Below are 24,268 nucleotides of genomic sequence, written 5' to 3' on the forward strand. Positions count from 1 at the left end.
GGCAGATGCGGCCGAGCAAGGGCCTCAGACGGGCCTCCCGTCCTCATCGGGTGGACGGCGTACGTGGGAGTCGTGGCCGGTGCGGCGCAGGTCTGCCATGAGGCGGTCGGCCAGTGTGAGGGTGTCGTCGCTGGGCTCGGCATCGATCTCGGCGAGCTGGCGGGTCAGGGTCCGGCGCAGCGCCCGCACGGCGTCGAGGTCGCCGAGCTGTGCGCGGGCGCGCATCGCTGTCTGGTAGAGCGCTTCGACGTAGGGGTGTTGTGGGATCGCCGCGTCCAGTACGGCAAGCTGCTCGGCTGGGTGGCCGGTGAGTTCCTCGGCGAGGGCGGCGGTGGCGTCGAGGGCCTCTTGGCGTATCGCCTCCCGGTAGGGCTCGAGCCATTCGTACTCGCAGCCCTGCGCCAGTGGCTGGCGGTAGGTGTCGACGGCGCGGCGCAGCGCCGCGACCCGCTCAGGTTTGCTGGTGGCGGCGTCGGCGGCGCGGATTGCGGCGCGCATCCTCCACAGGTCGATGTCGATGCGTTGGGCGTTGAGCTGGTAGCGGTGGTGCGGGTGGGTGAGGTAGCTGCCGGGGCCGGCGTTGTGGCGCAGGACGCTGCGCAGGTCTGAGACGTAGGTGTGCAGCCGGTGCATGGCCTTGCTCGCTGGGGCGTCGGGGAGCAGGTCGTCCAGGATGGCCTCTGCGGAGGCGCTGCCGTCCCGGACCGCCAGGTACACGAGTAGTTCGAGGGACTTCGCGCGCAGGCTGCGTTGCGGGTCGGCGCCGACGATGCCCGGCGCGCCGAGCACGGCGACCTCGACCGGGCCGGGCATGCCTGCGGTCGTCTCCGTGCGAGGTGGCGTCGGGGCGGCGGTGGCCGAAGCGTGGCCTTCGCCGGGGTCGTCGGTGTCCGCTGCAGCAGCAGGGCCGCCGCGGGCCGTGGAATCAGTGGCCGATGCCGTGCCGCCTGAAGAACCCGCGGTGCCGCTGTCGACCGGGCGGGCGGGAGCTTCGGTGGCTGCTTCCGTCGGTGGCTGCGCATCATCAGGTTGGGTCGCCGGGCGGGCTGGCGGCAGCGGCTCGGGGTCCTGCTCAGGAGGGGGTGCGGCTTCGGCGGGGGCGGGCGCGGGAAGCTGGCCGGTGTGGGATTCCGCCAGGGTCGCGAGGAGGGCGGCGGTTTCGTCGGGGTTGATGACGGCGAGCCGGCCCACGTCTGCCGGGTGGGAGCCGTGGCGGGTGGTGACGCCGTCGGCGGGGGTGGTGGTGCCGTCATCGGCGACGTCGACGGTGTTCCCGTCGGGCCATGTTCCGAGCAGCACGCCGTGAATGTCCAGGCGTTGGCCTTGCGTGAGCAGGGCGGCGATGCGGGCGCGTTCGTGGCGACCGGTGGCGTCGGCCAGCAGGATGATCGGTGGCAGGGGTTCTTCGTAGGGGTCGGCGGCGCGCAGGTCGGTGACGGTGTCGACCTCGTGTTGGTAGACCAGCCGGGTGCGGTGCAGTGTCTGCGCTTCCAGGATCTCCAGGGCGTCGTTGAGACCGGCGGTGATGGTCAGCCGGGGCGTGCGGGGCAGGGTGACTGCGGCGGCGCCGAGCAGCGTCGCCGCGGTCGCTGAGGGCATCACCACCTGGGCGCGGGCTTCGGGGTGGTCCGGTCCGCCTGCGGCCAGGGTGGCGGTGAGGAATCCGCGGGCGGCGGCCTCCGCGCCGGGGCCGGTCAGGCCGAGCCCGGCGGGCGGCCATACCGTCGACAGCGGGTGGGCGAGGGCCGGCGACACCGGTGTGGGCTCGCCGCTGCCTTGTTCGCCGGCGTCCTGGGCGACTGCGGGGGTGGTGTCGGAGTCGCCGGTGCCGCCGTGGGTGGCCTGGGCGTCGGTGTCGTCGGGGTCGCGCTGGGTTCCGGCGGTGGGGTGGTCGTCGCTGCCGTCGAACTCGTCGGTGTGCCTGTCGGCGGTGTCGTACTCGTGGTGGTCGGGCGTGTCCGGCTGCCCGGCAGTGGTGCGGCGCAGGGCGCGGCGCAGGGCGCGGCGGATCTGGCTGACAACGGGGGGCATGGGCGCGAGGTTCGGGTCGCCCAGGCGCGGCAGAGCCGAGGGCTTGCGGGGGGTGTAGCGGCGTTGGCGGTGTGCCCACACCAGCGCGACGGCGGCGGCGATTGCCAGGGCGAGGCCGAGGTCGACCCAGCTTCCGGTGGGAAGTGACACGCCGCGGTTGTCCCGCTCGCCGTTGGGGCGGCTGGTGTGGGTTGGGCTGGCGCCGGCCGCGTCGCTCGTGCCGGTGGTGGCAGTGGTGGGTGCGGGCGCAGTGGTGCCGCTGCTGGTGGGCGTTGGGGTGGTGGCCGTAGCGCTCGGGGTGGGGGTGGATGCCGGCGCTCTGGTGGCGGTCGGTCCGGCCGTGGGGGTGACGTCGGTGGCCGTCGGGGGTGTCGGTGCCTCAATGTCCGGACGCTCTGCGGGTGGCTCGGGCGGCGCGGGTCGGGGGTGGTGGCCGGCGGGTGCGGTGGCGTCTGCGGGCAGGTCGAGGGTCCAGCCGGGGTAGATGATGTTCGGGTTGCGCAGGGTTCCGCCGACGTCGGTGAAGTGGGTGCCGCGGTTGAGGGCGAAGACTTCCGGCCAGCGGTGAGGGTCGCCGAGCCACTGCTCGGCTATCTCGGACAGGGTGTCGCCGCGCTTGACGGTGTAGGTGTATTCGCGGCCAGCGGCGACGAGGATCAGGTCCCCTGTGGTTTCGGTCTTGCGGGCAGGTGCCGCAGCGGCCGACGGTGTGTCCGTGCCGGCCGCGGTGGCGGCCCGTCCGCTCCCAGGGTGCGACGTGTCGGAAGCTGCCGTGATCATGACCGTGGCGCCGGGGCTGGCCTGTGCGGGCGCGGACAGGGGCGGTGTGGCGGCCTGGGCGGCGGTGGCGAGGACGCCTCCGGTGATCGTGGCGACGAGGAGCGCGGCGAGGCCACGCGCAGGCGCGAGGGCGCGCGGTTGGGGTAGCCGCACGCCGGTGAGGGCGGCGGCGAACTCGGCGATGACCGACCAGGCGAACGACGTCCAGGCCAGCCAGAGCAGTCCGACGAGGAGGGCGCCGAGGGTCTGGTCGGTCAGGGGGGTGGTCAGGGTCGCCGCGATGTCGTGCCAGGACGGCAGGCTGTACGGCAGCGGCGGGTGGAGGTAGCGCAGCAGGGCCCAGGGAACCCCGGCGAGCAGCAGCGCCAGCATCGCGACGCCGGCGACGCGGCGGGCGGTGGAGGTGAGCAGGGCGAGCACGGTGGCAGCTCCCGGGAGGAGTCGGGGGTGGTCAGGTGGGGGCGGTGACGCCGGTGAGTGGTGTGGCGGTCGCGGTGGCGGAGACCGGCAGGCTGGTGATGCCGACGAGGGTGAGCAGTTGGGTGGGCCGGCGGGTCGTGATGGTGACGGTGACCGTGGTGGTTGAGGCGGTGGCGGTGCCCGGGACGCCGGCCTGGGCGAGGAAGGCGCGGGCGGCGGTGGCGGCCTGGGCGGGGTCGAGCTGCACGGTGCCGGTGCGGCGGTAGGTGTCCAGGTCGATCTCGCGGGCGCCGGCGCGGGCGGCGGCCTGTGCGAGGTCGAGGACGCGGACCTTGTCGGACATGCCGAGGCCGAGGTCCAGGACGAGGCCGGCGAGGATGAGCACGATGAGCACGCCGACGACTGTCCAGGGGGTGACCTGGCCGCGGTCGTCGTCACGCAGCCGCCGCAGCAGGCGGCGAGGCTGGTGGTGGGTCATGGCTGTTGTTCCCCGATGTAGGTGTCGACGGGCTGGCGGGCGGTGCCGGTGACGCGGACCGTGCCGGGCAGGCCGAGCCCGTAGAGGTCCTGCAGCGCGACGGTGCAGGTGACCGTGACGGCGACCTGCCCGCCAGGGGCGAGGCCACCGGCGTCGACGGTGACGGTGCGCGGTGAGCAGGTGATGTCGCGGCCCTGCAGGGTCGCGGCGGCGGCGTCCTGCCCGCCGGCGACCGCGGCGGCCGGGCTGCGGGCCAGGGATGCTTGCCGGGCGGCGGCCGCGGCCGCGGCGTTGACGTCGCTGTCGGCGGAGACCAGGCGCAGGCAGGCGACGATCGCGACGGTGGCGAGGACCATCAGCGGCACGTAGCTGAGCACGATCTCGGTACTGACGGAGCCTGTGTCGTCGCGCCACCTCGCCCGGCGGCGTGCCGATCCAGGCCCGGCTTGCCGGTGGATGGTCATGCTCGGCCCTCCTTCGCCGTCTCGGTCTGCTCCTGTCGTGGCATGGCTTGGGGTCGGAATCGTTCGGTCGGGGCGGCGGCGGTGGTGGCGACCCGCAGGCGCAGGAAGGGCACGACGCGGGGAGCGGTGCCGCTGATCCGCACCGTGGTGCGCTCCTGGGTGCGGGTCACGCTGACCTGCCGGTCGTTGACGAGGCTGCCGGCGAGTTGGGTGAGCACCGTGTTCGCGTCGGCCTGTCCGGCTGTCGTGGTGCCCTGGTAGACGCGGGTGGTCTGCACGGCGTGGTTGGCGGCGTGCTGCACCGCGAGGTGGGCCAGTCCCCAGGTGGCGAACTGCACGCCGAGCAGGACGAGCAGCATCAGCAGGGGGGCGTAGAGGACGACCTCGGTCGTGACCGAGCCCCGGTCGCCACCGAGTCGTCGTCGCGTGCGGCGCACCGTAGTCACCGGGTGCCTAGAGGTTGATGCCGGTCATCTTCGCGATGATCTTGGCGTTGAAGATGGCGTAGACGGCGGCGACGAGGATGACGAGGAACGCGATCCACAGGACCTTCTCGGTGGTCTCGCTGCCCCGGTCGCCGGAGTCTCGCAGGCGGCGCGTCCGGTCGGTCAGGGTGAGTCCGAGCAGGGTCAGTGCGGCGTGCAGTCGGGACACGATGTCTACTCCTTGCGAGAGGGGTTAGAAGGTGTCGATGGCGGCGACGGCCGGGTAGAGCAGGAAGATCATGTAGGCGACGGCGAGCAGCATCACGGGCATCGACATGCGTTCGGTGGCGGAGTTGGCCTTGGCCTCGAGGGCGTTGGCCTGGTGGGCGCGCATGGTGGCGGCGCGGATGCCCAGGGAGGTGCGGATCCGGGCGCCTTCGGCGCCGGCGAGGCTCATGGTGGCGGCCAGTTCCTGCAGTTCGATGACGCCGGTGTCCTCGCCGAGCTGGCCGAGGGCCTGCCAGGGTGGGATGCGCAGCAGCCGTGCGGTGGCCACGGCTCGGTTGAGCCGGCCGGTGGCCCAGCCGGAGGTGTCGGCGCAGGCGTCGTCCAAGGCCTGTTCGAGTCCGGCGCCGCCGGCCAGGGAGATGACGACCAGGTCGAGCACGGCGGACAGGGCGTAGCGCAGCTCGTCGCGGCGGCGTTGCGCCTCGGCGTGCACCGTGGTTTCGGCGAGCCACCACCCGCCGACGCCGCCGGCGAGGGACGCCCACAGTGGCACACCGGCGGCGAAGGTGGTGCCACCGGCGGCCAGTAGCGCGACGACCAGGGGCGGCAGCAGCAGGCCGGCGATCACGGCGAGGGTCTGGTCGGCCAGGTGCGCCGCGACGGGCCGCTCCAGCACGGCCAGGTCGGCGCGGGTGCGGGCGCCCGGCAGGTTGACCGTCTGCCACGGCCCGGCCAGCAGCCGCACGCGCCACGGCAGCGGCTCGCCCACCGGTTCGGGTGCCCGGCGCAGCCCGTCGAGGACCTGGGCCAGGCTGGGGCGGGCGGGCACCAGAGCGGACACGGCGAGGAGCGCGCCGATACCGGCTGCGACGCCGGCGGCGAGGACCAGGGGGCTCATGCCGGTATCCGTTCGCCGGCCTCGGAGAGGATGCGGGGTGGGGCGGGGATGCGGGAGGCGCGGGCCAGCCACCAGAACCCGCCGGCGAACACCGCGCCGACGAGGAGAAGGACCATCTGCCCGGTGAGGGTGCCGTAGGGGGCGAGGAAGCCGCGGTTGAGCACGATCAGCCCGGCGACCATCACCACCGAGGTGCCGGTGATGACCCGCGCGGCGGTGCGGGTGGTGGCCCGGGTGGTGGCCACGCGCATCCGGATCGAGGCCTGCTCCCGGGCGGTGGCGGCGAGGCTGGTCAGGCTGTCGGTCAGCTGCCCGCCGTGGTAGCCGGCGGCCTGCTGCAACGCCCGCACCACCAGGTCGGCGGTCGGGTCGGCCAGCTCGGCGGCGAAGACTCTCAGCGCGTCCGGCAGCCGCGCCCCCGACCGGACGCCATCGGCCAAAGCCTGGACTTGGGCGCGGATCGGCGCGGGGGTGACCGCGGCGGTCGCGGTGATCGCCTGCTCCAGCCCGGCCGCCGAGGACAGGGTGTCGCGCAGCAGTTCCGCCCACGTCGCGATCGCCTCGATGCGCCCCAGTGACCGCTGGTGCTCCCGGTCCGGCTCGAGAACCTGCGGCAGGGTCCACACCCCTGCTGCGGTCAGCAGCGCCGCGACCGGCCAGCGGGTCAGCACGGCGGCGGCGAACCCCGCCGCCACCGCCACCGCCATGCGGGTGCGGTCCGCCGCCGTGAACGCCCGCCGCCGGGAGGACGGCGCCGGGCCGGGCGGGCGGCGGCGCAGGCCGTCGATGAGCAGGGTGAGCCCGGCCGCGCACACCAGGCCGAGCAGGATCGGCAGGAGGTTCATCGCTACCACCGGTCCTTGTCGAGCAGGTCGGGGTCGAGGCCGGCGGCGGCGAGCTGGTCGAGGGTGTCCGCGCGCATCGGCGCCGCGGGCAGGGCGCGCCGGTCCGGGCCGGGCCGGTAGATCTCGTTGCTGGGCACCTGCGTGCCGTCGGTCTCCAGTACCTGCCGGATGGAGGAGACCACCCGGGTGCCGTCGGTCGCGGTGTCCAGGTGGATGACGAAGTCGACGGCCTGGCCGATGAGCATGTTCGCCGCGTCGAACGGGAACCGCTCCGGTGCCTGCATGACGTAGGTGGCCAGCCGGGACAGGGCCTGCTTCGACGAGGAGGCATGCAGGGTGCACATCGACCCGTCATTGCCCTGCGACATGGCCAGGAGCATGGGTACGGCTTCGGCGCCGCGGGACTCGCCGACGATGACCCGGTCCGGGCGCATCCGCAGCCCCCACCGCACCATCGTGGACATGTCGATCCCGCCGACGCCCTCCAAGTTCGGTTCACGCTGCTGCAGCGCGGCGGTGTTCGGGTGGGCGTCGGTGTCCTCGTCCAGGCCGAGTTCGTAGGCGTCCTCGACGGTGACGATGCGCTCCAGTGGGCTCATCGCCCCGGCCGCCGCCCGCAGCAGGGTGGTCTTCCCGGCGCCGGTGCCACCGGAGATGATCAGGTTCTTGCGGGCGCGGACCATCGCCGCGATCAGCTCCCGCAGCCCCAGGGTGATCTCCCCGCGCTGCTGCAGGTCATCCAGGGTGACCTTCTGCAGCACGTTGCGGCGGATCGACAGGCTGGGTCGCTTCGCCACGGCCATGACCGCGAAGAGCCGCTGCCCGCCCGGCAGGCGCAGCGACAATCCCGGCGACCCGCGGTCGAAGCGCCGCTCCTCCTGCCCGCTGCGGGCCGCCGCGACGCGGACGAGGTCGACCAGGTCGGCGTCGGACGCGGCCACCGCCGGCACCCGCATCACCCGGCCCCCGGTGGTGCGGATCCACACGTTGTCGCAGCCGTTGACGAAGATGTCCTCGACCTGAGGGTCGTCCAGCAGCCGCTGCAACCCGCCCAGCCCGGTGAACGAGTCCCGCAACGCGCGGGCGACCGCCGCCTCCGCCTGCGGCGACGGCGGGGTACGGCCCGCGGCGATGTCCGCCTCCGCGCTGCGCACCAACTCCTCGGCGATAAGCCCCGCGATCAGGGCGTCCCGCTCGGCGTCGGGCAGCCCGGCGCCCCGTTCGGCGAGCCGGTCGCTGACCCGCGCCCGCAGGCGTGCCACCACCTCCGGCGGCGCCGCCGACCCGCCAGCAGGGTCCGGCCCGGTCACCGCGACACCACCCCCGACTCCGCCTCGTTCCGGTGGGTGACCTGCTGGTGCAGGGTCGCGGCGAGGTCGCGCAGGGCCCGCACCAGGCGGGTGCGCTGCCACGCCCGGCCCGCCAGGCGGCCGGTCAGGACACCGGCTCCCCACCGGTCGCGCGGCAACACCGCCCAGACAGGTGCTCCCAGCCGCGCGGCGATCTCACCGGCCGGGTAGGAGCCCGGCCCGGCGAGCGCCAGTCCCAGCACACCGGGCCGGGTCACCTCTCGCAGCCAGGGCATCCGCGCGTCCACATGATCCAGGCACTCCGTGGCTGGCGCTGCCAGGAGCAGCACCGCGTCGGCGGCGGGCAGCAGTCCCGCGGCGGGGGTGGCCGGGTAGAGCCGGCCCACGTCCGCGACCACCACGCCCGCGACGCCCCGCAGCACGGTGGCCGAATTTCGGCCCAGCACCGTCACCGACCCGGCGGCGGTGTCCGCCGACCCCGGCGCGACGACCACCTCGATGCCCAGCGGCAGCCCCTGAAGGTGCTCGGCTATCGACTCCACCCCGCCGCCGTGGCGCGTCGAAGCCGCCAGCGAGGTCAGGCCCGGCTGCTGCGCCAGCCCGAACCGTGCCGCGACCACCCCACCCGACGGGTCCGCCTCCACCAGCAGCGCCCGCCCTCCCGGCCACTGCGCCGCCAGCCCCACAGCCGTCGTCGACACACCAGGAGCGCCCGACAGGGACCCGCACACGATCAACATGCGGTCCTCACCGGTCCGGCCCGAGCTGCACCACCGACACGTCCCCCGTCGCCGACGCGACCGCCTCCGCCGCGTCCGCGGCGAGCAGCACCGTCACCAACTGCGTGCCGACCTGCTCCGCTCCCGCCTCGACCGACACCACCGTGGCCACCGCCCGCCGCGCCCCCGCCCCACCCGGGGCGCCCTGCGGCACGCTCTGGCCCGCGCCGGCCGGCGGCGCGACCAGCACCACCACCCGCGCGCCCGCCGCCAGACCTGCCGGCGCCCGGCCCGGCTTCACCGGCAGCGCGATCACCGCCTGCCCCGCCGGAGGCCACGCCGCCGGCCCCACTTGCCCGACCGTGAGCAGGCTGCCCGCGGCCAACGGCACCGCCGCGGTCCGACCCACCACATCAGCTCGCTGCCCCGCCGGCAGCAACGCCAACCCCGAGGAGTTCGCCACCCGCACCACCTCGACGTCCGCGTCAATGATCACCTGCCCGGCCGCGACCGGCCGCGCAACAGCCAGGAACGACTCATCCGCGTGCCGCCGCAGATCGACCTGCCAGAACACGACCACGCTCAGCACCACCAGCAGCGCCCCCACCCCGACCCGACGGCCGCTGCGCCGCCCCACCCGCCGCCCAGCAGACTGCGCCGCCACCGCCCGCGCAGCCCGGTCCGCTTCCGCCGACCCCGGCCGGTTCACCGTCACGCTCATCGCCGCCCCGTCACCGTCGCCTGCGACTCCGCCACCGGCAGCCGCACCGACCCAGTCGTCGTCAACGGCGGCACAACCGCGCTACGCCCACCACCGGCCCAGGACACCGACCAGGTCACCGTCGCGGTCAACGTGAACGCGTTGCCCGGCGCGCCCGCCGAGCTGACCCGGTAGGTGTGGCCGCACGACGACGCCGCTCTCGGGTCGCTTCCGGGGCGCCACGGAGTTCCCGGCCCCTGGCACACCACGTCGCCGGTGCCGTCACCCGGACGCCACACCACCCGCACCGGCGTCGCCGTGGCCGTCACCGACATCCCCGGCACCGACGCTGTCGCCGAACGCTGCCCCCACGTGGAGGGATCCACCCACCACCACACCGGGACCTGCGCCAGCACACCCGCCGCGGCGCTGGGGTTCCTTCGGATCGCGGGGGCTGGCAGCCGCAGCCGCGACACCGCAACCCGTGCCAGCGCCTCTGGGTCAGCGACCTGCCCGTCGGCCAACCACACCACCTGCTGCGAGCCGATACCGTCCTGCAGGCACGACTGCTCGTACCAGGCGCCCGGCCCCGCACCCGGCGGCGGCGCCTGCTGCTGGGGCAACTTCATGTAAGTGCAAGGAGAATCGCTGCCCCCGCCGGATCCGTCACCTGATCCGCCGTTGCCATCGCCGCCGGACCCAGCGCCACCCGGCGAGCCCGGGGTGCCTGCCGTGACCTGGCATTCAGGGGCTGTGGGGGTCTGGTCGCAGGTGACGCCGCCCATGCCGCCGTCGGCCATGGCACCGGTGGCAGGAACGAACAGGGCAGCGGCGAGGGCAGAGGCGATGGTTGCTCGTAGAAGGTTGCGCCTCAGCATGTCCCCACTTCCTGTACTCCGAAGCTGGTCACCCTCCAGCCCTCCGCGAGGTCGGTCGCCGTGGCCCGAGTAGCTCGGCGTCCACCAGTCGTGTCGTTGATCGGCTGGCCGGAGGCGGTGTAGACGAGGAACTTGGTGTCGTCAACGCAGTCGGTGAGAGCCACCGTCCGCGGCGTGGCGGCGAGCGAGACGTTGGCGACCTGCGGGTTCGAAATGTATTCACCCTTGAGGATCTGTCCCTTGCGCCGGTAGGCCGTCAGGCCGTTCCGCAGGTACTGCAAGGCGTTCCCACCGGCGAACTTCGGCAGGTTGGGCTCGTTTGGGTTGGCCGTGAGGCCCGCCTTCGCGTACGCCTGCCACATGCCGCGGTACGCAGCAAGCGCCGCCTGCTCCGCGGCGTCTCGGGCATCCGGAGCTGGTGCAGACACCGATGGCGCAGCGCTCTCGTTCGTCTTGGGAGTATCGGTGCTGCGGCAAGCTCCAACCGACCCCAGGAGCACAACGGCGACAGCGGTAACGCGAAGCCGTCGAGTCCAGGGCGCAGAGAGGACCCCGGGACCAAACTTGATCCTCTGGTCACCGTCCGTCACGTTCTTCACGTTCGGCCGGACGCGCGTCCGCCGCACCATGACACCCCCGGAGAAGTAGCACCAATCACGGTCTGAAATCACGTCTACACCCAACACCCGCGGTTACCGCAAGGTGCTTACCGGCCAGTGACTACCGATCGGTAAGCACCTCTTGGTAACTACCGATGTACATGAATGGGTGAAAACCGGGCGTCGAGTTGCCGGGTTCGTGACACTATGCCCGCAGGGATCGAAAAAATCGTAGATCGCATAACCATCGCTGGGGAGTTCGGATATGAGGAGCGATGGCGAGGGTCGACGCCTTCACGATCTTGCGACGGAAATTGGCCCGGAGATCGAACGCGATCACGACGCTCGTTACTCTGTGCACATCGGAAGGCGCCACCCCTCGACGAACTTCATCAGGCAACGCATTGCCCGACCGGGCATCGACTGGAACAGGACCTACGGTGGCTGGTGGCTATCGGACTGGTGCGTCGCGAGTCAGCATCCGGCAGCTGGGATGTCGGCGACCCCGCCGCGATCTATCGACTCTCCGGGCCCAGGCCCGCCCTAGCCAGGTCACTAGCGGAGCTCGCTGAAGGGTGCGACAAACTGGGCAGGTACGAAGAGCACCCGACCATCTGACGCCCCCCGTCGCAAGGATGGCAGTCGATCTCATAGCCGATCGTGGTTCACGGTTTGCATTCGTGCGATTACACTCGCCGAGTGGCCGACCTTGACGGGGAGGGGAGGGAGGTGCAGCGCCTTGAAACTGTCTACGACGCCGTCAGGCTGTGCGGGTACCGGTGGAGCCTGGAAATCCTGACCGTCCTGGATCGCCAGCGACAGATGCGATTCACCGACCTGCAGCAGACAATTCGACCGACACCCAGTTCAAAGTCCCTCATCGACGCACTGCGCCGACTGCAAGACCAGGGCTTGGTCGACCGTTCCACACGCGCCGACGCCAGCCCCTACCAGCTCACTGCCGCAGGGCAGCACCTCCTGCCACTCCTGCTGACCTTCATGGACCAGCTCCAGCAGTGGACACACACCTACCGCGATGGCGCCGGCCGGCGCGTCGACCGCGACACCGACGCGCGGTAACCCGGGGACGCGCCCAGGCCGACAGACTGATGACGAGCATCGCAGCAGCCGTCCTCGCCGCGAGCGCTGCGGCCGTCGTGGCGCAGGAGCGTCACTCCCATCACTGGTTCGACACCTCGCCATTCCGGCCAGGCCAACGCCTGATCCTCAATCCTTCCAGAAGCGGGAGGCGGTTCAGGACAAGCCGCGACAAGCTATGCCGCCCCCGGGTCCGAGTCCAGCTGGCACTCGGCGCGGGACTATGCAGGGATGTGGCGTTGGCGGCCGGGCCGTGGTGGCCGTTCGCGGACATCGCCGTCATGAGCGAACGGCCCACCCTCCTGCGCGTGAACGCGCTTGGCCAACTGCACGCCGACGATGAACCTACTGCTACCTGGCCCGACGGCAGCCTGATGTGGGCGCGGGATGGGGTGGCCATCGAGGCAAGCTGACCTCAACCGCAGCAGGCGACAGGTCTGACGGTGGGCGGCCTGCATGCGGGGTGTCGACATGGCGACGTAGCGGCAGTCGCGGCTCTCGCGGCGTCCTACAGTACGACTCTGAGGCTGGTAGCACACCTGATGCAGGGAGCGGCGGTGGCCAACGACCTGGTCGTCATGACCTGGAACGTGGAGAACCTGTTCCGCCCCGACGACACCGACACCGCGGCGGCTGAGACCTACGCCGCGAAGCTCACCTACCTCGCCGGGCTCATATCCGGCACCGGAGCCGACGTCGTCGCCCTCCAAGAGATCGGCTCCCCGGCAGCGGCCGAGGACCTCCGCGCGGCCCTCGGCGAGGCGTGGCAGGCGGTCGTGTCCGCGCACCCCGACGGCCGTGGCATCCGCGTCGCCGTCGTCGCCCGGCACCCCCTCACCGAGGAAGCGCAGATCACCGCCCTGCCGCAGGCCGGCCTCCCCGCCGTCCCCGACGTCGACGGCGGCAGCCTCACCCACCTGGGCCGCGGCGCCGTTCAAGTCCACGTCGACTGCGGCGGTCCCGGCCTGCGGCTACTCACCGCTCACCTCAAGAGCAAGTTGCTCACCTACCCGGGCGGGCGACGCTTCCCGCACAACGAAGACGAGCGCGCCCGGGGGGCCGGCTACGCTCTGCTGCGCCGCACCGCCGAAGCCGTCGCCCTGCGCGTCCACCTCAACGACGTCCTGGCCGACGCCGCCTTGAACGGACAGCCGGGCATGCCGACGATCCTGTGCGGGGATCTCAACGACGGGCCCGACGCCGTCACCACCGTCTTGCTCGAAGGACCCGCCGACGGGGACGTGCACCGACCTGACAAGGGTGACGCGGTCCGGATGTACAACCCCGGACGCCGCCTACCCCCGGCCCGCGCCTACTCCCGCATCTACCAAGGACGCGGAGAACTCATCGACCACATCCTCGCCACCCGCGACCTCCAGCTGCGCCTGGCCAGCATCGACTCCCTCGTCGACGACATCACCTCCATCGGCGCGTCCACCCGCAACCGCGAAGCCGCCATCGTTCCGGACCACGCCCCAGTCGTCGCTCGCTTCGCCGGTCGGTAGGCCGACCAGCGCCCTCTGGTCGCCCTTGGACCGAGCCACGCTCGACACACGGACGCAAAAGGATGCGGCAACGCGCCGACGCCGGTAACTCGGTGGCGTAGGCCCATCGGCGGTGGCGTATTCGGTGATCTCGGTCAGCCACAGCCGGTTCGCCGCCTCGGCGGTGAACACCTTCTTGACGGTGAGCGGGTCGCAGGCCTGCCCGGTCGCTCCGACCAGGCCGACCCGGCTGCCCGGCGTCCAGCGCGATGCGCCGGTCTCCGGCCGGGCCGGTCAGCCAGGCGGGCGGGTCGGTGGCCAGGTCCACGCCGCCGACCGCCCGCGCTTCTCCATGCCGGTCAGCACTTCCGGCTCGGCGAGCCGGGCAACAGGGCGTTGAATCCCCGCCGCATCGGCGCGCTCATCCGACATGTCGGTCTGGTGGCTGCTTCGGCCGCCGCATGCCTGATTGGTGGTGATCCCGGTCACCTCCACCGTTCGGCCATTGTCGGTCGCGCATGGCGGGCGGCAGGGTCGGGGGTCGGCGTCGTCGCGCCAGGTCAGTCGTCCCAGCAGGTCAGGAGCGTTCGTTGCCCGCCCACCGGCGTCCCCGCCCACCCCGTTCGGCCGCGCTGCCCGTCGCGACCGGAGCCCTCGCCGCCCTGCTGGTCGGCGGAGCGGGTCTCGGCTTCGCGCTGATCGGAGACGCCGAGGCTGACTCCGGCGGTGCCGTGTCGGCGCGGGCCGCCGGCGCGCCGGACCTCCGGCCGGCACCGGCCACCCCCACGCCGGATCTCCCGGCGACGCCCAGTGGGGACGTCGTCTCCGGTCCGTCTCCCGCCGACGTCGCCCCACCGACCGTTCCGGTGGCCCAGACCGAGTCGCTGCGCCAGCCGACCGCCGACCCGGTGACTCCGCGCTCGGCGACCGGCGCCCCGGAGCCGACGGCCACGAGCCCGGCCACCAGGCCACCGACCGCGAAGCCGACGGTGCGTCCGACGCCCGGATCGACCGGCGCCCCCTCGTTGCCGCCGCCCACCGCCACTCCCAGCCCGTCCGGCAGCCCCACCCCGGCCCCGTCCACACCTGGCCCGACCCCGTCGGGCGGCACGCCGACGCCGAGCAGCCCAGCGCCCAGCGGCTCCGCTTCCACCAACCCGGCGTCGCCATCGGCAAGTCCCACAGGTACGACGCCGGTCACCTCCTGACGGTCGCCGCCGTCGGAGCAGGCCGGAGCCCATGCGCTTGCGAGGTAGTCCGGCCGTGAAGTCGCGGCGTCCGGATGGCATTACCAAACGTCCGGCGACCGCCGCGGCCTGGTCGCGTGCGGTCAAGGCCAGTGCCAGCGGTGATCGCAGGCATCGCTGATGTGAGAGTTGATCACCAAGTGGTCGCAGGTCTACCGTGAGCCACACTGCCGCAGGGTCGCTTGCCCGGGGACCTTCCGGAAGCCAGGCGCCCGGTCGCGGCGCGGGTGAGGTCGAGGCCGACAGCAGGGCGACCCGGTGGCCGACGATTCTGTGCCTGCGGAGGATTGGCGCCACATCCTGGACCTGTTGCGGTACCTCGCCCGCCGCGTCTGGCGAGCGGATTGACCGCCGCAGGCGGTGCCGTCGCCGGGGCGGGTGGCGGGGCGGATCGGGCAGCCTGCACGATGGTTGCCGTGACCGCCGCCGCCCGTGTGCCGCTTGCCACGCTGGACGCGGTGCTGGAACGGCTGACGTATGTCAACGAGGAGACGGGCTACACCGTCGCCCGGGTGGCTACCGACCGCAGCGCGGACCTGTTGACCGTGGTGGGGTCGTTGTTGGGGGCGCAGCCTGGGGAGAGCCTGCGGTTGTCGGGGCGGTGGTCGTCGCATCCGAAGTACGGCCGGCAGTTCGAGCTCGACTCCTACACCACGGTCCTGCCGGCCACGATCCAGGGCATCCAGCGCTACCTCGGCTCGGGCCTGGTCAAAGGCATCGGGCCGGTGTTCGCCGAGCGGATCGTGGCGCATTTCGGCCTGGACACCCTGCGGGTCATCGAGGAGGAACGCTCCCGGCTGGTGGAGGTGCCGGGGCTGGGGCCGAAGCGCACGGCGAAGATCACGGCGGCGTGGGAGGAGCAGAAGGCCATCAAGGAGGTGATGGTCTTCCTGCAAGGCGTCGGGGTGTCCACCTCCCTGGCGGTGCGGATCTTCAAGCAGTACGGCGACGCGTCCATCGACGTGGTCGTTAAGGAGCCCTACCGGCTGGCCGCGGACGTGTGGGGCATCGGGTTCAAGACCGCCGACACCATCGCCCAAGCCGTCGGCATCCCCCACGACAGCCCCCAGCGGGTCATGGCCGGCCTGCAGTACACCCTGTCCGAGGCCACCGACCGCGGCCACTGCTACCTGCCCGCACCCGAGCTCGTCGCCGACGCCACGAAGATCCTCGACGTGCCCGGCGACCTCGTCACCCGCTGCCTCGACGACCTCGCCGCCGACGAAGGCGTCGTCCACGAGACGCTGCCCGGCGGCGACGGTGAGCCGGTGCAGGCGGTGTACCTGGTGCCGTTCCACCGCGCCGAGCAGTCCCTCGCCGGGTCCCTGTTGCGCCTGCTCAACGACCGGGCCGACCGGCTGCCCCATTTCGCCGGAGTCGACTGGGGCAAGGCTCTCGCGTGGTTGAAGGCGCGCACCGGCGCCGACCTGGCTCGAGAGCAGGAGCAGGCCGTCCGCCTGGCGCTGACGTCGAAGGTGGCGGTGCTGACGGGCGGCCCGGGCTGCGGCAAGAGCTTCACCGTCCGCTCCATCGTCGAACTCGCCGCCGCCAAGAAAGCCAAGGTCACCCTCGTCGCTCCGACCGGCCGCGCCGCCAAGCGCCTGTCCGAGCTGACCGGCCACCCCGCGGCCACGGTGCACCGGCTGCTGCAGCTGCGCCCCGGCGGGGACGCCTCCTACGACCGGGACAACCCCCTCGACGTGGACCTGCTCGTGGTGGACGAGGCCTCCATGCTCGACCTGATCCTGGCCAACAAACTCGTCAAAGCCGTCCCACCCGGCGCGCACCTGCTGCTGGTCGGCGACGTCGACCAACTCCCCTCCGTCGGCGCCGGCGAAGTCCTCCGCGACCTGCTCGCCGCCCCCGCGATCCCGCGGGTGCGGTTGACGCAGATCTTCCGCCAGGCCGCCCAGTCCGGTGTCGTCACCAACGCCCACCGCATCAACGCCGGCCGGCCACCCCTCCTGGAAGGCCTGTCGGACTTCTTCCTGTTCGCCTGCGACGACACAGACGCCACCGCCGCTCTGACCGTCGACGTCGCCTGCACCCGCATCCCGGCGCGCTACGGGCTCGACCCGCGCCGGGACGTGCAGGTCCTCACCCCCATGCACCGCGGCCCCGCCGGCGCCGGCGCCCTCAACACCCTGCTCCAGCAGCGGCTCACCCCGCAGCGGGAGGGCCAGCCGGAGCGGCGCATGGGTGGGCGGGTGTTCCGGATCGGCGACAAGGTCACCCAGATCCGCAACAACTACGACAAGGGCCAAGCCGGCGTCTTCAACGGCACCCTCGGCATCGTCACCGCCCTCTCCCCCGAGGAACAGACCCTCACGGTACGCACCGACGAGGACGAAAGCATCGACTACGACTTCGACGAACTCGACGAACTCGCCCACGCCTACGCCATGACCATCCACCGCTCCCAAGGCTCCGAATACCCGGCCGTCGTCATCCCCCTGACCACGAGCGCGTGGATGATGCTGCAGCGCAACCTGCTCTACACCGCCGTCACCCGCGCCAAGAAACTCGTCGTCCTCGTCGGCTCCCGCCGCGCCCTCGCCGCCGCCGTGCGCACCGTCGGCGCCGGCCGCCGCCACACCGCCCTCGACCACCGCCTCACCTGATGGGAGCTGTCGGGTCAGCCGCCGACACCGACCAATCGAACGCTTGTACGATGCCGTAGTGGAAGACGTGGCCGGAAGGTGGTGGAACGGAATCTGGGGACGCCTGGCCCGCCGCGACGTGTGGCTGACCCGCGAAGTCCGGTGGAAGGTCGTCGCCCGCGCCGGGGACAGCGAGACCGGCCGAGTGCTGCGGTGGGAGTTCGACACCGAAGCCGAGGCCCGCGCCATGGTCGAACGTCTCCTCACGGCCGACGCCGGGGGCACCTGGCGCCAGCAGGCCGGTGACGCCGCCTCACCCCCGCCTCGCTGACGGCACGCCGCCCGGCCGGCGACCCACGCCACACGCGGGGTCGCAGCCGCCAGCCGGGCGGTCTGCAGGGGGTCAGGAGCTGCAGGTGTTGAGCATGCTCTGCAGCGCGGACTTCTCCGAGGACTGCAGCTTCAGGCCCCAGCTGTACTTCACGGTGATCCACATCTTGCTGTAGGTGCACCGGTACGACGACAGGGGCGGCTGCCAGGTCGACGGGTCCTGGTCACCCTTGGACTGGTTGACGTTGTCGGTGACGGCGATCAGCTGCGGGCGGGTGAGGTCGTTGGCGAAGCTCTGCCGCTTGCTGGTCGTCCAGGAGCTGGCCCCGGAGCGCCACGCCTCGGCCAGGGGCACGACGTGGTCGATGTCGACGTCCGAGGCCGCGGTCCAGGTCGCGCCGTCATAGGGGCTGTACCAGCGGCCGGATGTGGCAGCGCAGGAGCTGTTGACCACGACGGAGGTGCCGTCGCGCTTGAGGACGGTCTCGCGGGTGTCGCAGCTGCCGCTGATGGTGATCCAGTGCGGGAACAGGTCCCGCGAGTAGCCGCTCGTGGAGCCCTGTGCCGCCACGGTCAGGGCGTTGAGCTGCGACTGGGCGGTCGCCTTCGACGGGATGCCGGGAGGCGTGGCCGAGGCGGGCTGGGCGTTTACGACGGCCAGGCAGGCCCCCGCGAGCGCCGCGACGGCGACCGCGGCGGCCTGCCGCCTGGCGCGCGGGAAACGGGGGAAGGATCGGGTGCTCCACATGAGGGGGCCTCCTCGTCAGGGGGTGGACGGCAACCGTCTCTGACGATCATGTCGATCGAAAGGCATGCCTGTAAAGAGGTGCCATACAGCCATTGAGCATTCGGCATATTTCTGTTGCGGACCCTTGCTCGGCCCAACCATGGAGAAGGGGGTGAGGACTATTCAGGTTCGCCGAAGGCGTGCTCCGCAGTGAGCCCTGGCCGCCGGCGCGCCAGCGCCCCGGCCACCGGTGGCATGGTGCGGCCACCGGTGGAGCCGATGCTGGCGAAATCCGTCGACACCGTGCCGCGAGGGCGAGGGCTGGCCTACGAGCCGAAGTGGGACGGCTGGCGCGCCATCGCGTTCCGCCACCACGAGGGGGTGTGCCTGCAGTCCCGAGCCGGCCGCGACCTCGGCGCCTACTTCCCCGACGTCATCGACGCCGTCACCGCAGCGGTGGCACCCGGCGCGGTGCTCGACGGTGAGCTCGTGGTCTGGGAGGCAGACCGGACCGACTTCTCCCTCCTGCAGCGGCGGGTCACCGCCGGCGCCCAGCGCGCGACCCTGGCGAGGCGCCACCCGGCCCACTACGTGGTCTTCGACCTCCTCAGCGCCCCACCGGGCCTGCCTCTGCTGGACAAGCCCCTCGCCGAGCGACGCGCCCTGCTGACGTCGCTGCTCGCCGACGCACCAGCACAGCTCACCCTGTCACCGCAGAGCACCGACGTCGGCCACGCCACCGAGTGGCTGCACACCTGGACCGCCGCCGGCATCGAAGGGGTCATGATCAAGCGGCTCGACGGACGCTACGAGCCCGGTAGGCGAGCCTGGCAGAAGTACCGCGCCTACCACACCACCGAAGCCATCATCGGCGGCGTCAACCCCCACCTCACCAACCCGGAAATCCTCCTGCTCGGCCGCCTCGACGAGGGCGGACGACTCCGCTACACCGGCCGCACCCACGCCCTGCGACCGGATCAGCGCGCCGAGCTGGCCACCCTGCTCACCCCTCACCCCTCACCCGACCGGACCAGGCAAGCCCGCCCACCCGTGGCCGCAGCCGCTGCCCGCCTCCTGGACGGGGCAGCTCGACCGGCCGCAACCCCTCCCCTACACCCCGGTCGTGCCGGCCATCGCCGCGGAGATCGAGGTCGACACCGCCTACGAGCACCACCTCGTCCGCTACCGACGCCCACGCCTCGACCTCGCCATCGCCGACGTCCCCCGACTCGACGGCCAACCCTGACGCCCACCGGCACCGCCATCCAGCCAAGGCGGCCGGTCCGCGACTCACAGAACGCCTCGCGCCGGCCTCTAGCACACCCGGAGCATGATCAGGGCGTTATCCACAGCCCCCGACGTCGTCCACAGCTCGCGGCCTCCCCATGGCGCGGCAGCGGGCTCGACGATGAAACTGAACTGGTCGGCGAGGCCGCCGCCCGGCTGCTGGCCACGGCCACATGCAGGTGGAGCAGCCCCAGCCGCAGGCCACCGACCAGCCGGTCCCCGCGCCGGTCAGACGGCACGGGGACCGGCTTGCGTCCTTGACCCGGCAGCAGCCGGAGCCCGTGAGGCCCTCATGCAGGTCTCAGCGCAGGTCCCATGCCTTTGCCCCGTCCGGTGTCCGGCGCGCATCTACACGACGACCGCCTATGGGCTCATGTCGAACATCGGCAATTGGCAGGTGCAGCGCAATCAACATCGCCGAGATCTGCATCGACAGGAGCCGGTTCACTATCCGGACCGCCTCGCCCGACAGGCAGGGATGTGTCCCGGCAACCACGAATCCGCCGGCAAACACCACGGCGAAGCATTCCGCAAGGACGATGCCTACCTCCGGCCCTTGCCGACCATCCGACGGGCCCGTGAGGGTCAGCCTCGCAGGCGCATCCGCCGCCCAGTAGGCGGACGTGGAACGTGTGGGGCTGACGGTAATTTGGCGTTGTCCGGCTCGGCGGTTGCCCCCGTGGCCTCCGAGCCGGACCTCCTGCCATGCATCCCCCTCAGTCGACGGTGAGGTCAGCCTGCCCGTACACACGCGGGTCGCCGGGGCTGATGCTGGCCGTCACGCCGCCTCAAGCCCTGGGGCGGGTCTTCGTACATGCCGCAGGTGGTGTGGTCAGCGGCCGGGCGCTGGGGCAGCTGATGTCAGGCCTGCTGCCTGGCCCTGCCGCAACGACCGCGACCAGGGCACCGTCCGGGCGCGGGCTGCTGGTCTCCAACTTGGACGGCACGCTGATGAGCGCGGCCGACAGCGCCGCGAAAACTGACGGCTGTGGGCTGACGGCGATGGCCAACCAGCGCGAGCCCTTTACGCAGTGTTGCCAGACAACGAGGAAATCGCCCGTCCGGTCTCTCCACGCCGGCATACCTCGACGAACTCCGGCGTGAACGCCCTGCGAGGCCGGCGCGGCTTCTTTCCCATGCCTTCCATGATGAACATCCTCCCAGGGGCTCACAGCCCCCACAGATCTCGGATGTCAGTCAAACCGGGTCAGGCCCAGGCTGCCAGGACCGAGGCGGGGGCGGGAATCTTCGCTCTGGCGGGGCCGGCCGGCTCACCGCCCGCCGACGACCTCACACGAGAGCGGGCCGGCCAGTCCTGCCGCCGCGGCCCACGCTACTGCTTCTCGTTCTGCCGAAGGGCTTCCTCGAGTTGGTCTTCCAAGATGATGATCCGGCAGGCCGCCTCCAGGGCGGTGCCCTGGTCGACCATCTCGCGGGCCCGGGCGGCCAGGCGCAACTGGTAGCGCGAGTAGCGGCGGTGCCCGCCGCTGGAGCGGTGCGGGTCGATCCATTTGGCCTCGTCCAGGCGACGCAGGAAGTCCTGCGAGGTGCCGAGCATCTCCGCGGCCTGGCCGATGGTGTAGGCGGGGTAGTCCTCGTCGCCGAACATGTCATCGGGGTTTCGCCCCATGTCACCTCCACGTCGAGGGCCCCGGCGCTTACGCGCCGGGGCCCAGGGTTACGGGTCAGAACACCATCTGCCGACAGGAACGTCGGCTTCTCGTATCCGCACCAGCCGCCAGAGAAGGCTTCGGGTGCGAGGATCGCATATGCGTGACCGGAGACCACCTCTCGTTCGATGGAAACTGCGGTGTCCGCCCGGCCTGACAAGACGGCCAACGGCGGGCGATCCAGCGGTGTACGGCCCTCCCTTTCCTCTGCTACTTCTTTCCCTTACTGACGTACGGTCCACCTGTGTCGGAACCCACGCGACTTCATGGCCCCTACACGGCGAACATCAGCTGGAGCCGAGGGCATGTCCGGAGCCGAACTCGAGTCGTTCTTCGCCCATGCGGAAGGGAGCGTGTCCGCCGCGGGGCGATCGGCCGTTGGGCCTGGAATACGCAGCGAGGACCGCGCCGAGGAGGAGTCGGCGCCGCGCCAATAGTGCGGGTGCACCTGTTGCTGCGGTCGCGACAACAGGGTGCACCCGAACCGGGCTCAGGATGCGTCGTGCGCGGCCGTTGCGGGAAGGGCCGCGACCAGCGCATGGTCGCGGCCCAGCGGCCCGACGCGCTTGGCGCCGCCGGGCGAGCCCAGCCCCGTGAAGAACTCGGCGTTGACCTCGGCGAAGTGCCGGCTCTGGGCCGGCAGGTCCTCGTCGTAGAAGATCGCCTGGACAGGGCAGGCCGGCAGGCAGGCGCCGCAGTCGACGCACTCGTCGGGGTGGATGTAGAGCATCCGGTCCCCCTCGTAGATGCAGTCGACCGGGCACTGCTTGCGGCAGGACTTGTCGTTGACGTCCACACAGGCGTCGGTGACGACGTATGGCATCGGCGGTCTCCCGTCGGGCTAGGCGATAAAGGTGGTGAGCGGCGGCGGGGTCAACGGGCCGCCGCGGTGGTGGACGCGGCGTTCTCGCGCAGGCGCCGCCAGTCGGGGATCTTGACCCGGCCGCGGCCGTCCGGCCGCCCCTCCACGGCCTCCGCACCGTCGATGGCCAGCCATCCCGCGTACGTGACCGCGTTCACCCCGCGCTCGCGGAGCAGATCGTCCAGGCGTCGGGTCGGGGACGCGGCGGCCCGCCGGGAAAGATCGTCGAGAACCGACTCGACCGTTTCCTCCGCGTCGGGCTTGTTCGTGCCGATCACGCCGGAGGGTCCGCGCTTCAGCCAGCCGGCGACGTACTCACCCGGGCGGATCCCGACGGCCGGCCCGATCACCCGGCCCGCGTCGTTGGGCACGCACGCCCGGAGAGGATCGAACGGCAGGCCCACCGGCGGAGCGGCGACATACCCGACGCAGCGCACAACCAGCCCGGCCGGCAGCAGGTCGGGCCGTCCGTCGCCGCCGGCCGGGGCGCCGGGACGGGTGCGTGCCACGGTGACGGCGTCAACCTTGCCGGTCCCCGACAGCTCGACCGGAGACGTCCAGAAATGCAGGAAGGCGCGGCGGCTGGCACCGGTCGGCTCCCTCGCCGCCAGCTCGCACAGGACAGCCGCCGTGCTCAGCGACGGGTGTGCCGCGCCTCGGAGCCGGTCGAGGTCCGAGGGGTCCACGAACCAGTCCACGTCCTCGACACGGCCGAGGTCCCGCAGCTCCTTCGGCGTGAACCTGACGTGCTCCGGGCCGCGCCGCACCAGGATGTGCACGTCGCGCACGGCGCTCGCCTCGAACACCCGCAGCACGTCGAGGGGGACGTCGGTGGGGCGCAGGACCTCCGGTGACTGCAGCAGCATGCGGGCGACGTCGAGGGCCACGTTCCCCGCGCCGACGACGACGGCGGTCCGCGCCCGGAGAGCGTCCAGCGCGACCGCGTCGGGGTGACCGCTGTACCAGGAGACCAGCTCTCCGGCGGACATGCTGCCGGGCAGGTCCTCGCCGGGGATCCCGAGCGTGCGCTCCGCGGCGGCGCCCGTGCAGTAGACCACCGCGTCGTAGTGCGCCCTCAGTTCCTCGGCGGACACGTCGCGGCCGACCTCCACGTCGCCCAGGAACCGGACCCTCGGGTCCTCGAGCGTGCGCCGCAACGTGTTCGCCACGGCCTTCATCCGCACGTGGTCGGGCGCGACGCCGTAGCGGATCAGTCCGTACGGCGTGGGAAGCCGGTCGAGCACGTCGACGAGCACCGGCAACCGGTCCTGCTCGACCAGCGCCTGTGCGGCGTACAGGCCCGACGGTCCCGCGCCAACGACGGCGACGCGCGGCGGTGGCGCTCCGGTCCCCAGGTGTGCCGTCACGCGAACGACACCGCCACCGAGCCAAGGCCCGCGAAAGAGGCGTGGAACGTGTCGCCCGATCCGGCGTCCAGCGCCTTGCAGGGGGAGCCGGGGAGGATCACGTCTCCCTCGGCGAGGGCGATGTCGAACTCCTCGAGCTTGTGCGCCAGCCAGCAGATGGACAGCACCGGGCCGCCCAGCACCGCGTCCATGGTCCCCGAGGCCTCCGCTCGGCAGTTGCGGGACAGCACGACCTCCAGCGCGGTGAGGTCCAGGTCCCGCGGCTCCACAGCGGACTCGCCGAGCACGAACCGGGCCGACGAGCCGTTGTCGGCGACCGTGTCCGCCCAGCGGATCCGCCAGTCACGGACCCGGCTGTCGACCACCTCGAGGGCCGGGTGGATCGACGCCGTGCACCGCAGCACGTCCTCCGGTGTCGTGGCGCGGCCGGGCAGCGGCGCGGCGAGGACGAAGGCGATCTCCGGCTCAACCTTCGGCGCGATGAGTTCGGCACGGCGGATCGTGCCCCCGTCGGCAACCGACATCACATCGAACAGGTGCCCGTAGTCGGGCTCGTCGACGCCGATCAACTGCTGCATGGCGGCGCTGGTGAGCCCGATCTTCTTCCCCACGACCCGGTGTCCCGCCCCGCGTCGCATGTCCGCGACGGCCAGTTGGACCGCATAGGCGTCCTCGGGCCGCAACGGCGGTTCCGCCTCGGTCAGGGGCGGCACGGGACGCGTCGTCGTCTCGGCCTCCCAGAGCCGGTCGGCCAATGCCTGGATGCGCTCGCGGGAGCGCTCTTCTCCACTCATCCGTCCCGTCCTCACCGCTGTGTCGGC

At 72.1% G+C, this 24,268-nt stretch carries 26 protein-coding genes; 6 read left to right on the forward strand and 20 right to left on the reverse strand.

What is annotated here, in order from left to right:
• Nucleotides 1–24 precede the first annotated feature (24 nt).
• The 12 genes from GA0070613_RS31280 to GA0070613_RS31335 are packed head-to-tail and all read right to left on the reverse strand — an operon-like array spanning nt 25 to nt 10,538.
• On the reverse strand, nt 25–3,231 hold the full coding sequence (locus GA0070613_RS31280) for a BTAD domain-containing putative transcriptional regulator (protein WP_089015558.1): 3,207 nt from the start codon (nt 3,229–3,231) through the stop codon (nt 25–27).
• 31 nt (nt 3,232–3,262) lie between these two features.
• The gene (locus GA0070613_RS31285; protein WP_089015559.1) at nt 3,263–3,709 is read right to left on the reverse strand and encodes a pilus assembly protein TadG-related protein; all 447 of its coding nucleotides are present in this window, start codon (nt 3,707–3,709) and stop codon (nt 3,263–3,265) included.
• Nucleotides 3,706–4,173, reverse strand: coding sequence for a hypothetical protein (locus GA0070613_RS31290; protein WP_089015560.1), 468 nt, complete (start codon nt 4,171–4,173; stop codon nt 3,706–3,708). The genes GA0070613_RS31285 and GA0070613_RS31290 overlap by 4 nt, the downstream gene beginning before the upstream one ends.
• Complete coding sequence (locus GA0070613_RS31295; protein ID WP_089015561.1) at nt 4,170–4,619, reverse strand: TadE/TadG family type IV pilus assembly protein; 450 nt, start codon at nt 4,617–4,619, stop codon at nt 4,170–4,172. The genes GA0070613_RS31290 and GA0070613_RS31295 overlap by 4 nt, the downstream gene beginning before the upstream one ends.
• Nucleotides 4,620–4,626: 7 nt before the next feature.
• Complete coding sequence (locus tag GA0070613_RS31300) at nt 4,627–4,827, reverse strand: hypothetical protein (RefSeq protein WP_089015562.1); 201 nt, start codon at nt 4,825–4,827, stop codon at nt 4,627–4,629.
• 24 nt (nt 4,828–4,851) lie between these two features.
• Nucleotides 4,852–5,724, reverse strand: coding sequence for a type II secretion system F family protein (locus GA0070613_RS31305; protein WP_089015563.1), 873 nt, complete (start codon nt 5,722–5,724; stop codon nt 4,852–4,854).
• A complete protein-coding gene (locus GA0070613_RS31310; RefSeq protein WP_089015564.1) occupies nt 5,721–6,569 on the reverse strand; it encodes a type II secretion system F family protein in 849 nt (282 codons plus the stop codon). Before GA0070613_RS31310 ends, GA0070613_RS31305 begins: the two co-directional genes overlap by 4 nt.
• Nucleotides 6,570–6,571: 2 nt before the next feature.
• Nucleotides 6,572–7,879, reverse strand: coding sequence for a CpaF family protein (locus tag GA0070613_RS31315; RefSeq protein ID WP_089015565.1), 1,308 nt, complete (start codon nt 7,877–7,879; stop codon nt 6,572–6,574).
• On the reverse strand, nt 7,876–8,619 hold the full coding sequence (locus tag GA0070613_RS31320) for a P-loop NTPase family protein (protein WP_089015566.1): 744 nt from the start codon (nt 8,617–8,619) through the stop codon (nt 7,876–7,878). Before GA0070613_RS31320 ends, GA0070613_RS31315 begins: the two co-directional genes overlap by 4 nt.
• Before the next feature lie 7 nt (nt 8,620–8,626).
• A complete protein-coding gene (locus GA0070613_RS31325) occupies nt 8,627–9,319 on the reverse strand; it encodes an SAF domain-containing protein (protein WP_089015567.1) in 693 nt (230 codons plus the stop codon).
• Nucleotides 9,316–10,176: a hypothetical protein gene (locus GA0070613_RS31330; RefSeq protein WP_157746612.1), complete on the reverse strand. Its 861-nt coding sequence runs from the start codon at nt 10,174–10,176 to the stop codon at nt 9,316–9,318. The genes GA0070613_RS31325 and GA0070613_RS31330 overlap by 4 nt, the downstream gene beginning before the upstream one ends.
• Entirely contained in the window at nt 10,170–10,538 is a 369-nt protein-coding gene (locus GA0070613_RS31335; RefSeq protein WP_089015569.1) for a hypothetical protein, read from the reverse strand. The genes GA0070613_RS31330 and GA0070613_RS31335 overlap by 7 nt, the downstream gene beginning before the upstream one ends.
• 936 nt (nt 10,539–11,474) lie before the next feature.
• Between GA0070613_RS31335 and GA0070613_RS31340 the strand changes: the two genes are divergently transcribed.
• From GA0070613_RS31340 to GA0070613_RS31350, 3 genes are all read left to right on the forward strand, one after another.
• Nucleotides 11,475–11,855 carry a winged helix-turn-helix transcriptional regulator gene (locus GA0070613_RS31340; protein WP_089015570.1) on the forward strand — a complete coding sequence of 127 codons (381 nt, stop codon included), beginning with the start codon at nt 11,475–11,477 and terminating at the stop codon, nt 11,853–11,855.
• Nucleotides 11,856–11,884: 29 nt separating this feature from the next.
• Nucleotides 11,885–12,286: a DUF6745 domain-containing protein gene (locus GA0070613_RS32580; protein ID WP_157746613.1), complete on the forward strand. Its 402-nt coding sequence runs from the start codon at nt 11,885–11,887 to the stop codon at nt 12,284–12,286.
• Between the two features lie 144 nt (nt 12,287–12,430).
• Entirely contained in the window at nt 12,431–13,378 is a 948-nt protein-coding gene (locus GA0070613_RS31350; protein ID WP_089016310.1) for an endonuclease/exonuclease/phosphatase family protein, read from the forward strand.
• A 273-nt stretch (nt 13,379–13,651) separates the two neighbouring features.
• Here GA0070613_RS31350 and GA0070613_RS32585 read toward each other — a convergent pair whose 3' ends face one another.
• Both GA0070613_RS32585 and GA0070613_RS31360 read right to left on the reverse strand, forming a co-directional pair.
• On the reverse strand, nt 13,652–13,852 hold the full coding sequence (locus GA0070613_RS32585; protein ID WP_157746614.1) for a hypothetical protein: 201 nt from the start codon (nt 13,850–13,852) through the stop codon (nt 13,652–13,654).
• Nucleotides 13,853–13,934: 82 nt separating this feature from the next.
• On the reverse strand, nt 13,935–14,558 hold the full coding sequence (locus GA0070613_RS31360) for a hypothetical protein (protein ID WP_157746615.1): 624 nt from the start codon (nt 14,556–14,558) through the stop codon (nt 13,935–13,937).
• 453 nt (nt 14,559–15,011) lie between these two features.
• Between GA0070613_RS31360 and recD2 the strand changes: the two genes are divergently transcribed.
• Together recD2 and GA0070613_RS31370 are read left to right on the forward strand one after the other, a co-directional pair.
• Nucleotides 15,012–17,225: an SF1B family DNA helicase RecD2 gene (gene recD2, locus GA0070613_RS31365; protein ID WP_089015574.1), complete on the forward strand. Its 2,214-nt coding sequence runs from the start codon at nt 15,012–15,014 to the stop codon at nt 17,223–17,225.
• Between the two features lie 58 nt (nt 17,226–17,283).
• A complete protein-coding gene (locus GA0070613_RS31370) occupies nt 17,284–17,535 on the forward strand; it encodes a hypothetical protein (RefSeq protein WP_157746616.1) in 252 nt (83 codons plus the stop codon).
• Between the two features lie 72 nt (nt 17,536–17,607).
• Here GA0070613_RS31370 and GA0070613_RS31375 read toward each other — a convergent pair whose 3' ends face one another.
• Nucleotides 17,608–18,282 carry an HNH endonuclease family protein gene (locus GA0070613_RS31375; RefSeq protein WP_089015576.1) on the reverse strand — a complete coding sequence of 225 codons (675 nt, stop codon included), beginning with the start codon at nt 18,280–18,282 and terminating at the stop codon, nt 17,608–17,610.
• Nucleotides 18,283–18,471: 189 nt separating this feature from the next.
• On the opposite strand from GA0070613_RS31375, the gene GA0070613_RS31380 reads away from it, so the two are divergent.
• Nucleotides 18,472–19,809, forward strand: a complete 1,338-nt coding sequence (locus tag GA0070613_RS31380; protein ID WP_231929604.1) for an ATP-dependent DNA ligase — start codon at nt 18,472–18,474, stop codon at nt 19,807–19,809.
• 40 nt (nt 19,810–19,849) lie between these two features.
• Here the strand turns inward: GA0070613_RS31380 and GA0070613_RS32590 are convergent, their stop codons facing one another.
• From GA0070613_RS32590 to GA0070613_RS31400, 5 genes are all read right to left on the reverse strand, one after another.
• The gene (locus GA0070613_RS32590) at nt 19,850–20,065 is read right to left on the reverse strand and encodes a hypothetical protein (protein ID WP_157746617.1); all 216 of its coding nucleotides are present in this window, start codon (nt 20,063–20,065) and stop codon (nt 19,850–19,852) included.
• An 816-nt stretch (nt 20,066–20,881) separates the two neighbouring features.
• Complete coding sequence (locus GA0070613_RS31385; protein WP_089015577.1) at nt 20,882–21,178, reverse strand: helix-turn-helix domain-containing protein; 297 nt, start codon at nt 21,176–21,178, stop codon at nt 20,882–20,884.
• Between the two features lie 530 nt (nt 21,179–21,708).
• Complete coding sequence (gene fdxA / locus GA0070613_RS31390; protein WP_089015578.1) at nt 21,709–22,041, reverse strand: ferredoxin; 333 nt, start codon at nt 22,039–22,041, stop codon at nt 21,709–21,711.
• Nucleotides 22,042–22,091: 50 nt separating this feature from the next.
• Nucleotides 22,092–23,447, reverse strand: a complete 1,356-nt coding sequence (locus tag GA0070613_RS31395) for an FAD-dependent oxidoreductase (RefSeq protein ID WP_231929605.1) — start codon at nt 23,445–23,447, stop codon at nt 22,092–22,094.
• The gene (locus tag GA0070613_RS31400; RefSeq protein WP_089015579.1) at nt 23,444–24,241 is read right to left on the reverse strand and encodes a 2-keto-4-pentenoate hydratase; all 798 of its coding nucleotides are present in this window, start codon (nt 24,239–24,241) and stop codon (nt 23,444–23,446) included. Before GA0070613_RS31400 ends, GA0070613_RS31395 begins: the two co-directional genes overlap by 4 nt.
• Nucleotides 24,242–24,268: the final 27 nt, after the last annotated feature.

This window comes from Micromonospora inositola, assembly GCF_900090285.1.
Classification (GTDB): domain Bacteria; phylum Actinomycetota; class Actinomycetes; order Mycobacteriales; family Micromonosporaceae; genus Micromonospora; species Micromonospora inositola.

What these genes read in the sequence shown, in the direction of transcription:
- recD2 (WP_089015574.1), top strand. Translation starts at nt 15,012, where the DNA reads ATGGTTGCCGTGACCGCCGCCGCCCGTGTGCCGCTTGCCACGCTGGAC.
- GA0070613_RS32580 (WP_157746613.1), top strand. Translation starts at nt 11,885, where the DNA reads ATGACGAGCATCGCAGCAGCCGTCCTCGCCGCGAGCGCTGCGGCCGTC.
- fdxA (WP_089015578.1), bottom strand. Translation starts at nt 22,041, where the DNA reads ATGCCATACGTCGTCACCGACGCCTGTGTGGACGTCAACGACAAGTCC.
- GA0070613_RS31305 (WP_089015563.1), bottom strand. Translation starts at nt 5,724, where the DNA reads ATGAGCCCCCTGGTCCTCGCCGCCGGCGTCGCAGCCGGTATCGGCGCG.
- GA0070613_RS31320 (WP_089015566.1), bottom strand. Translation starts at nt 8,619, where the DNA reads ATGTTGATCGTGTGCGGGTCCCTGTCGGGCGCTCCTGGTGTGTCGACG.
- GA0070613_RS31335 (WP_089015569.1), bottom strand. Translation starts at nt 10,538, where the DNA reads ATGTGGCAGGCGTACGCGAAGGCGGGCCTCACGGCCAACCCAAACGAG.
- GA0070613_RS31385 (WP_089015577.1), bottom strand. Translation starts at nt 21,178, where the DNA reads ATGGGGCGAAACCCCGATGACATGTTCGGCGACGAGGACTACCCCGCC.
- GA0070613_RS31375 (WP_089015576.1), bottom strand. Translation starts at nt 18,282, where the DNA reads ATGTGGAGCACCCGATCCTTCCCCCGTTTCCCGCGCGCCAGGCGGCAG.
- GA0070613_RS31290 (WP_089015560.1), bottom strand. Translation starts at nt 4,173, where the DNA reads ATGACCATCCACCGGCAAGCCGGGCCTGGATCGGCACGCCGCCGGGCG.
- GA0070613_RS31400 (WP_089015579.1), bottom strand. Translation starts at nt 24,241, where the DNA reads ATGAGTGGAGAAGAGCGCTCCCGCGAGCGCATCCAGGCATTGGCCGAC.
- GA0070613_RS31325 (WP_089015567.1), bottom strand. Translation starts at nt 9,319, where the DNA reads ATGAGCGTGACGGTGAACCGGCCGGGGTCGGCGGAAGCGGACCGGGCT.
- GA0070613_RS31285 (WP_089015559.1), bottom strand. Translation starts at nt 3,709, where the DNA reads ATGACCCACCACCAGCCTCGCCGCCTGCTGCGGCGGCTGCGTGACGAC.
- GA0070613_RS31310 (WP_089015564.1), bottom strand. Translation starts at nt 6,569, where the DNA reads ATGAACCTCCTGCCGATCCTGCTCGGCCTGGTGTGCGCGGCCGGGCTC.
- GA0070613_RS31330 (WP_157746612.1), bottom strand. Translation starts at nt 10,176, where the DNA reads ATGCTGAGGCGCAACCTTCTACGAGCAACCATCGCCTCTGCCCTCGCC.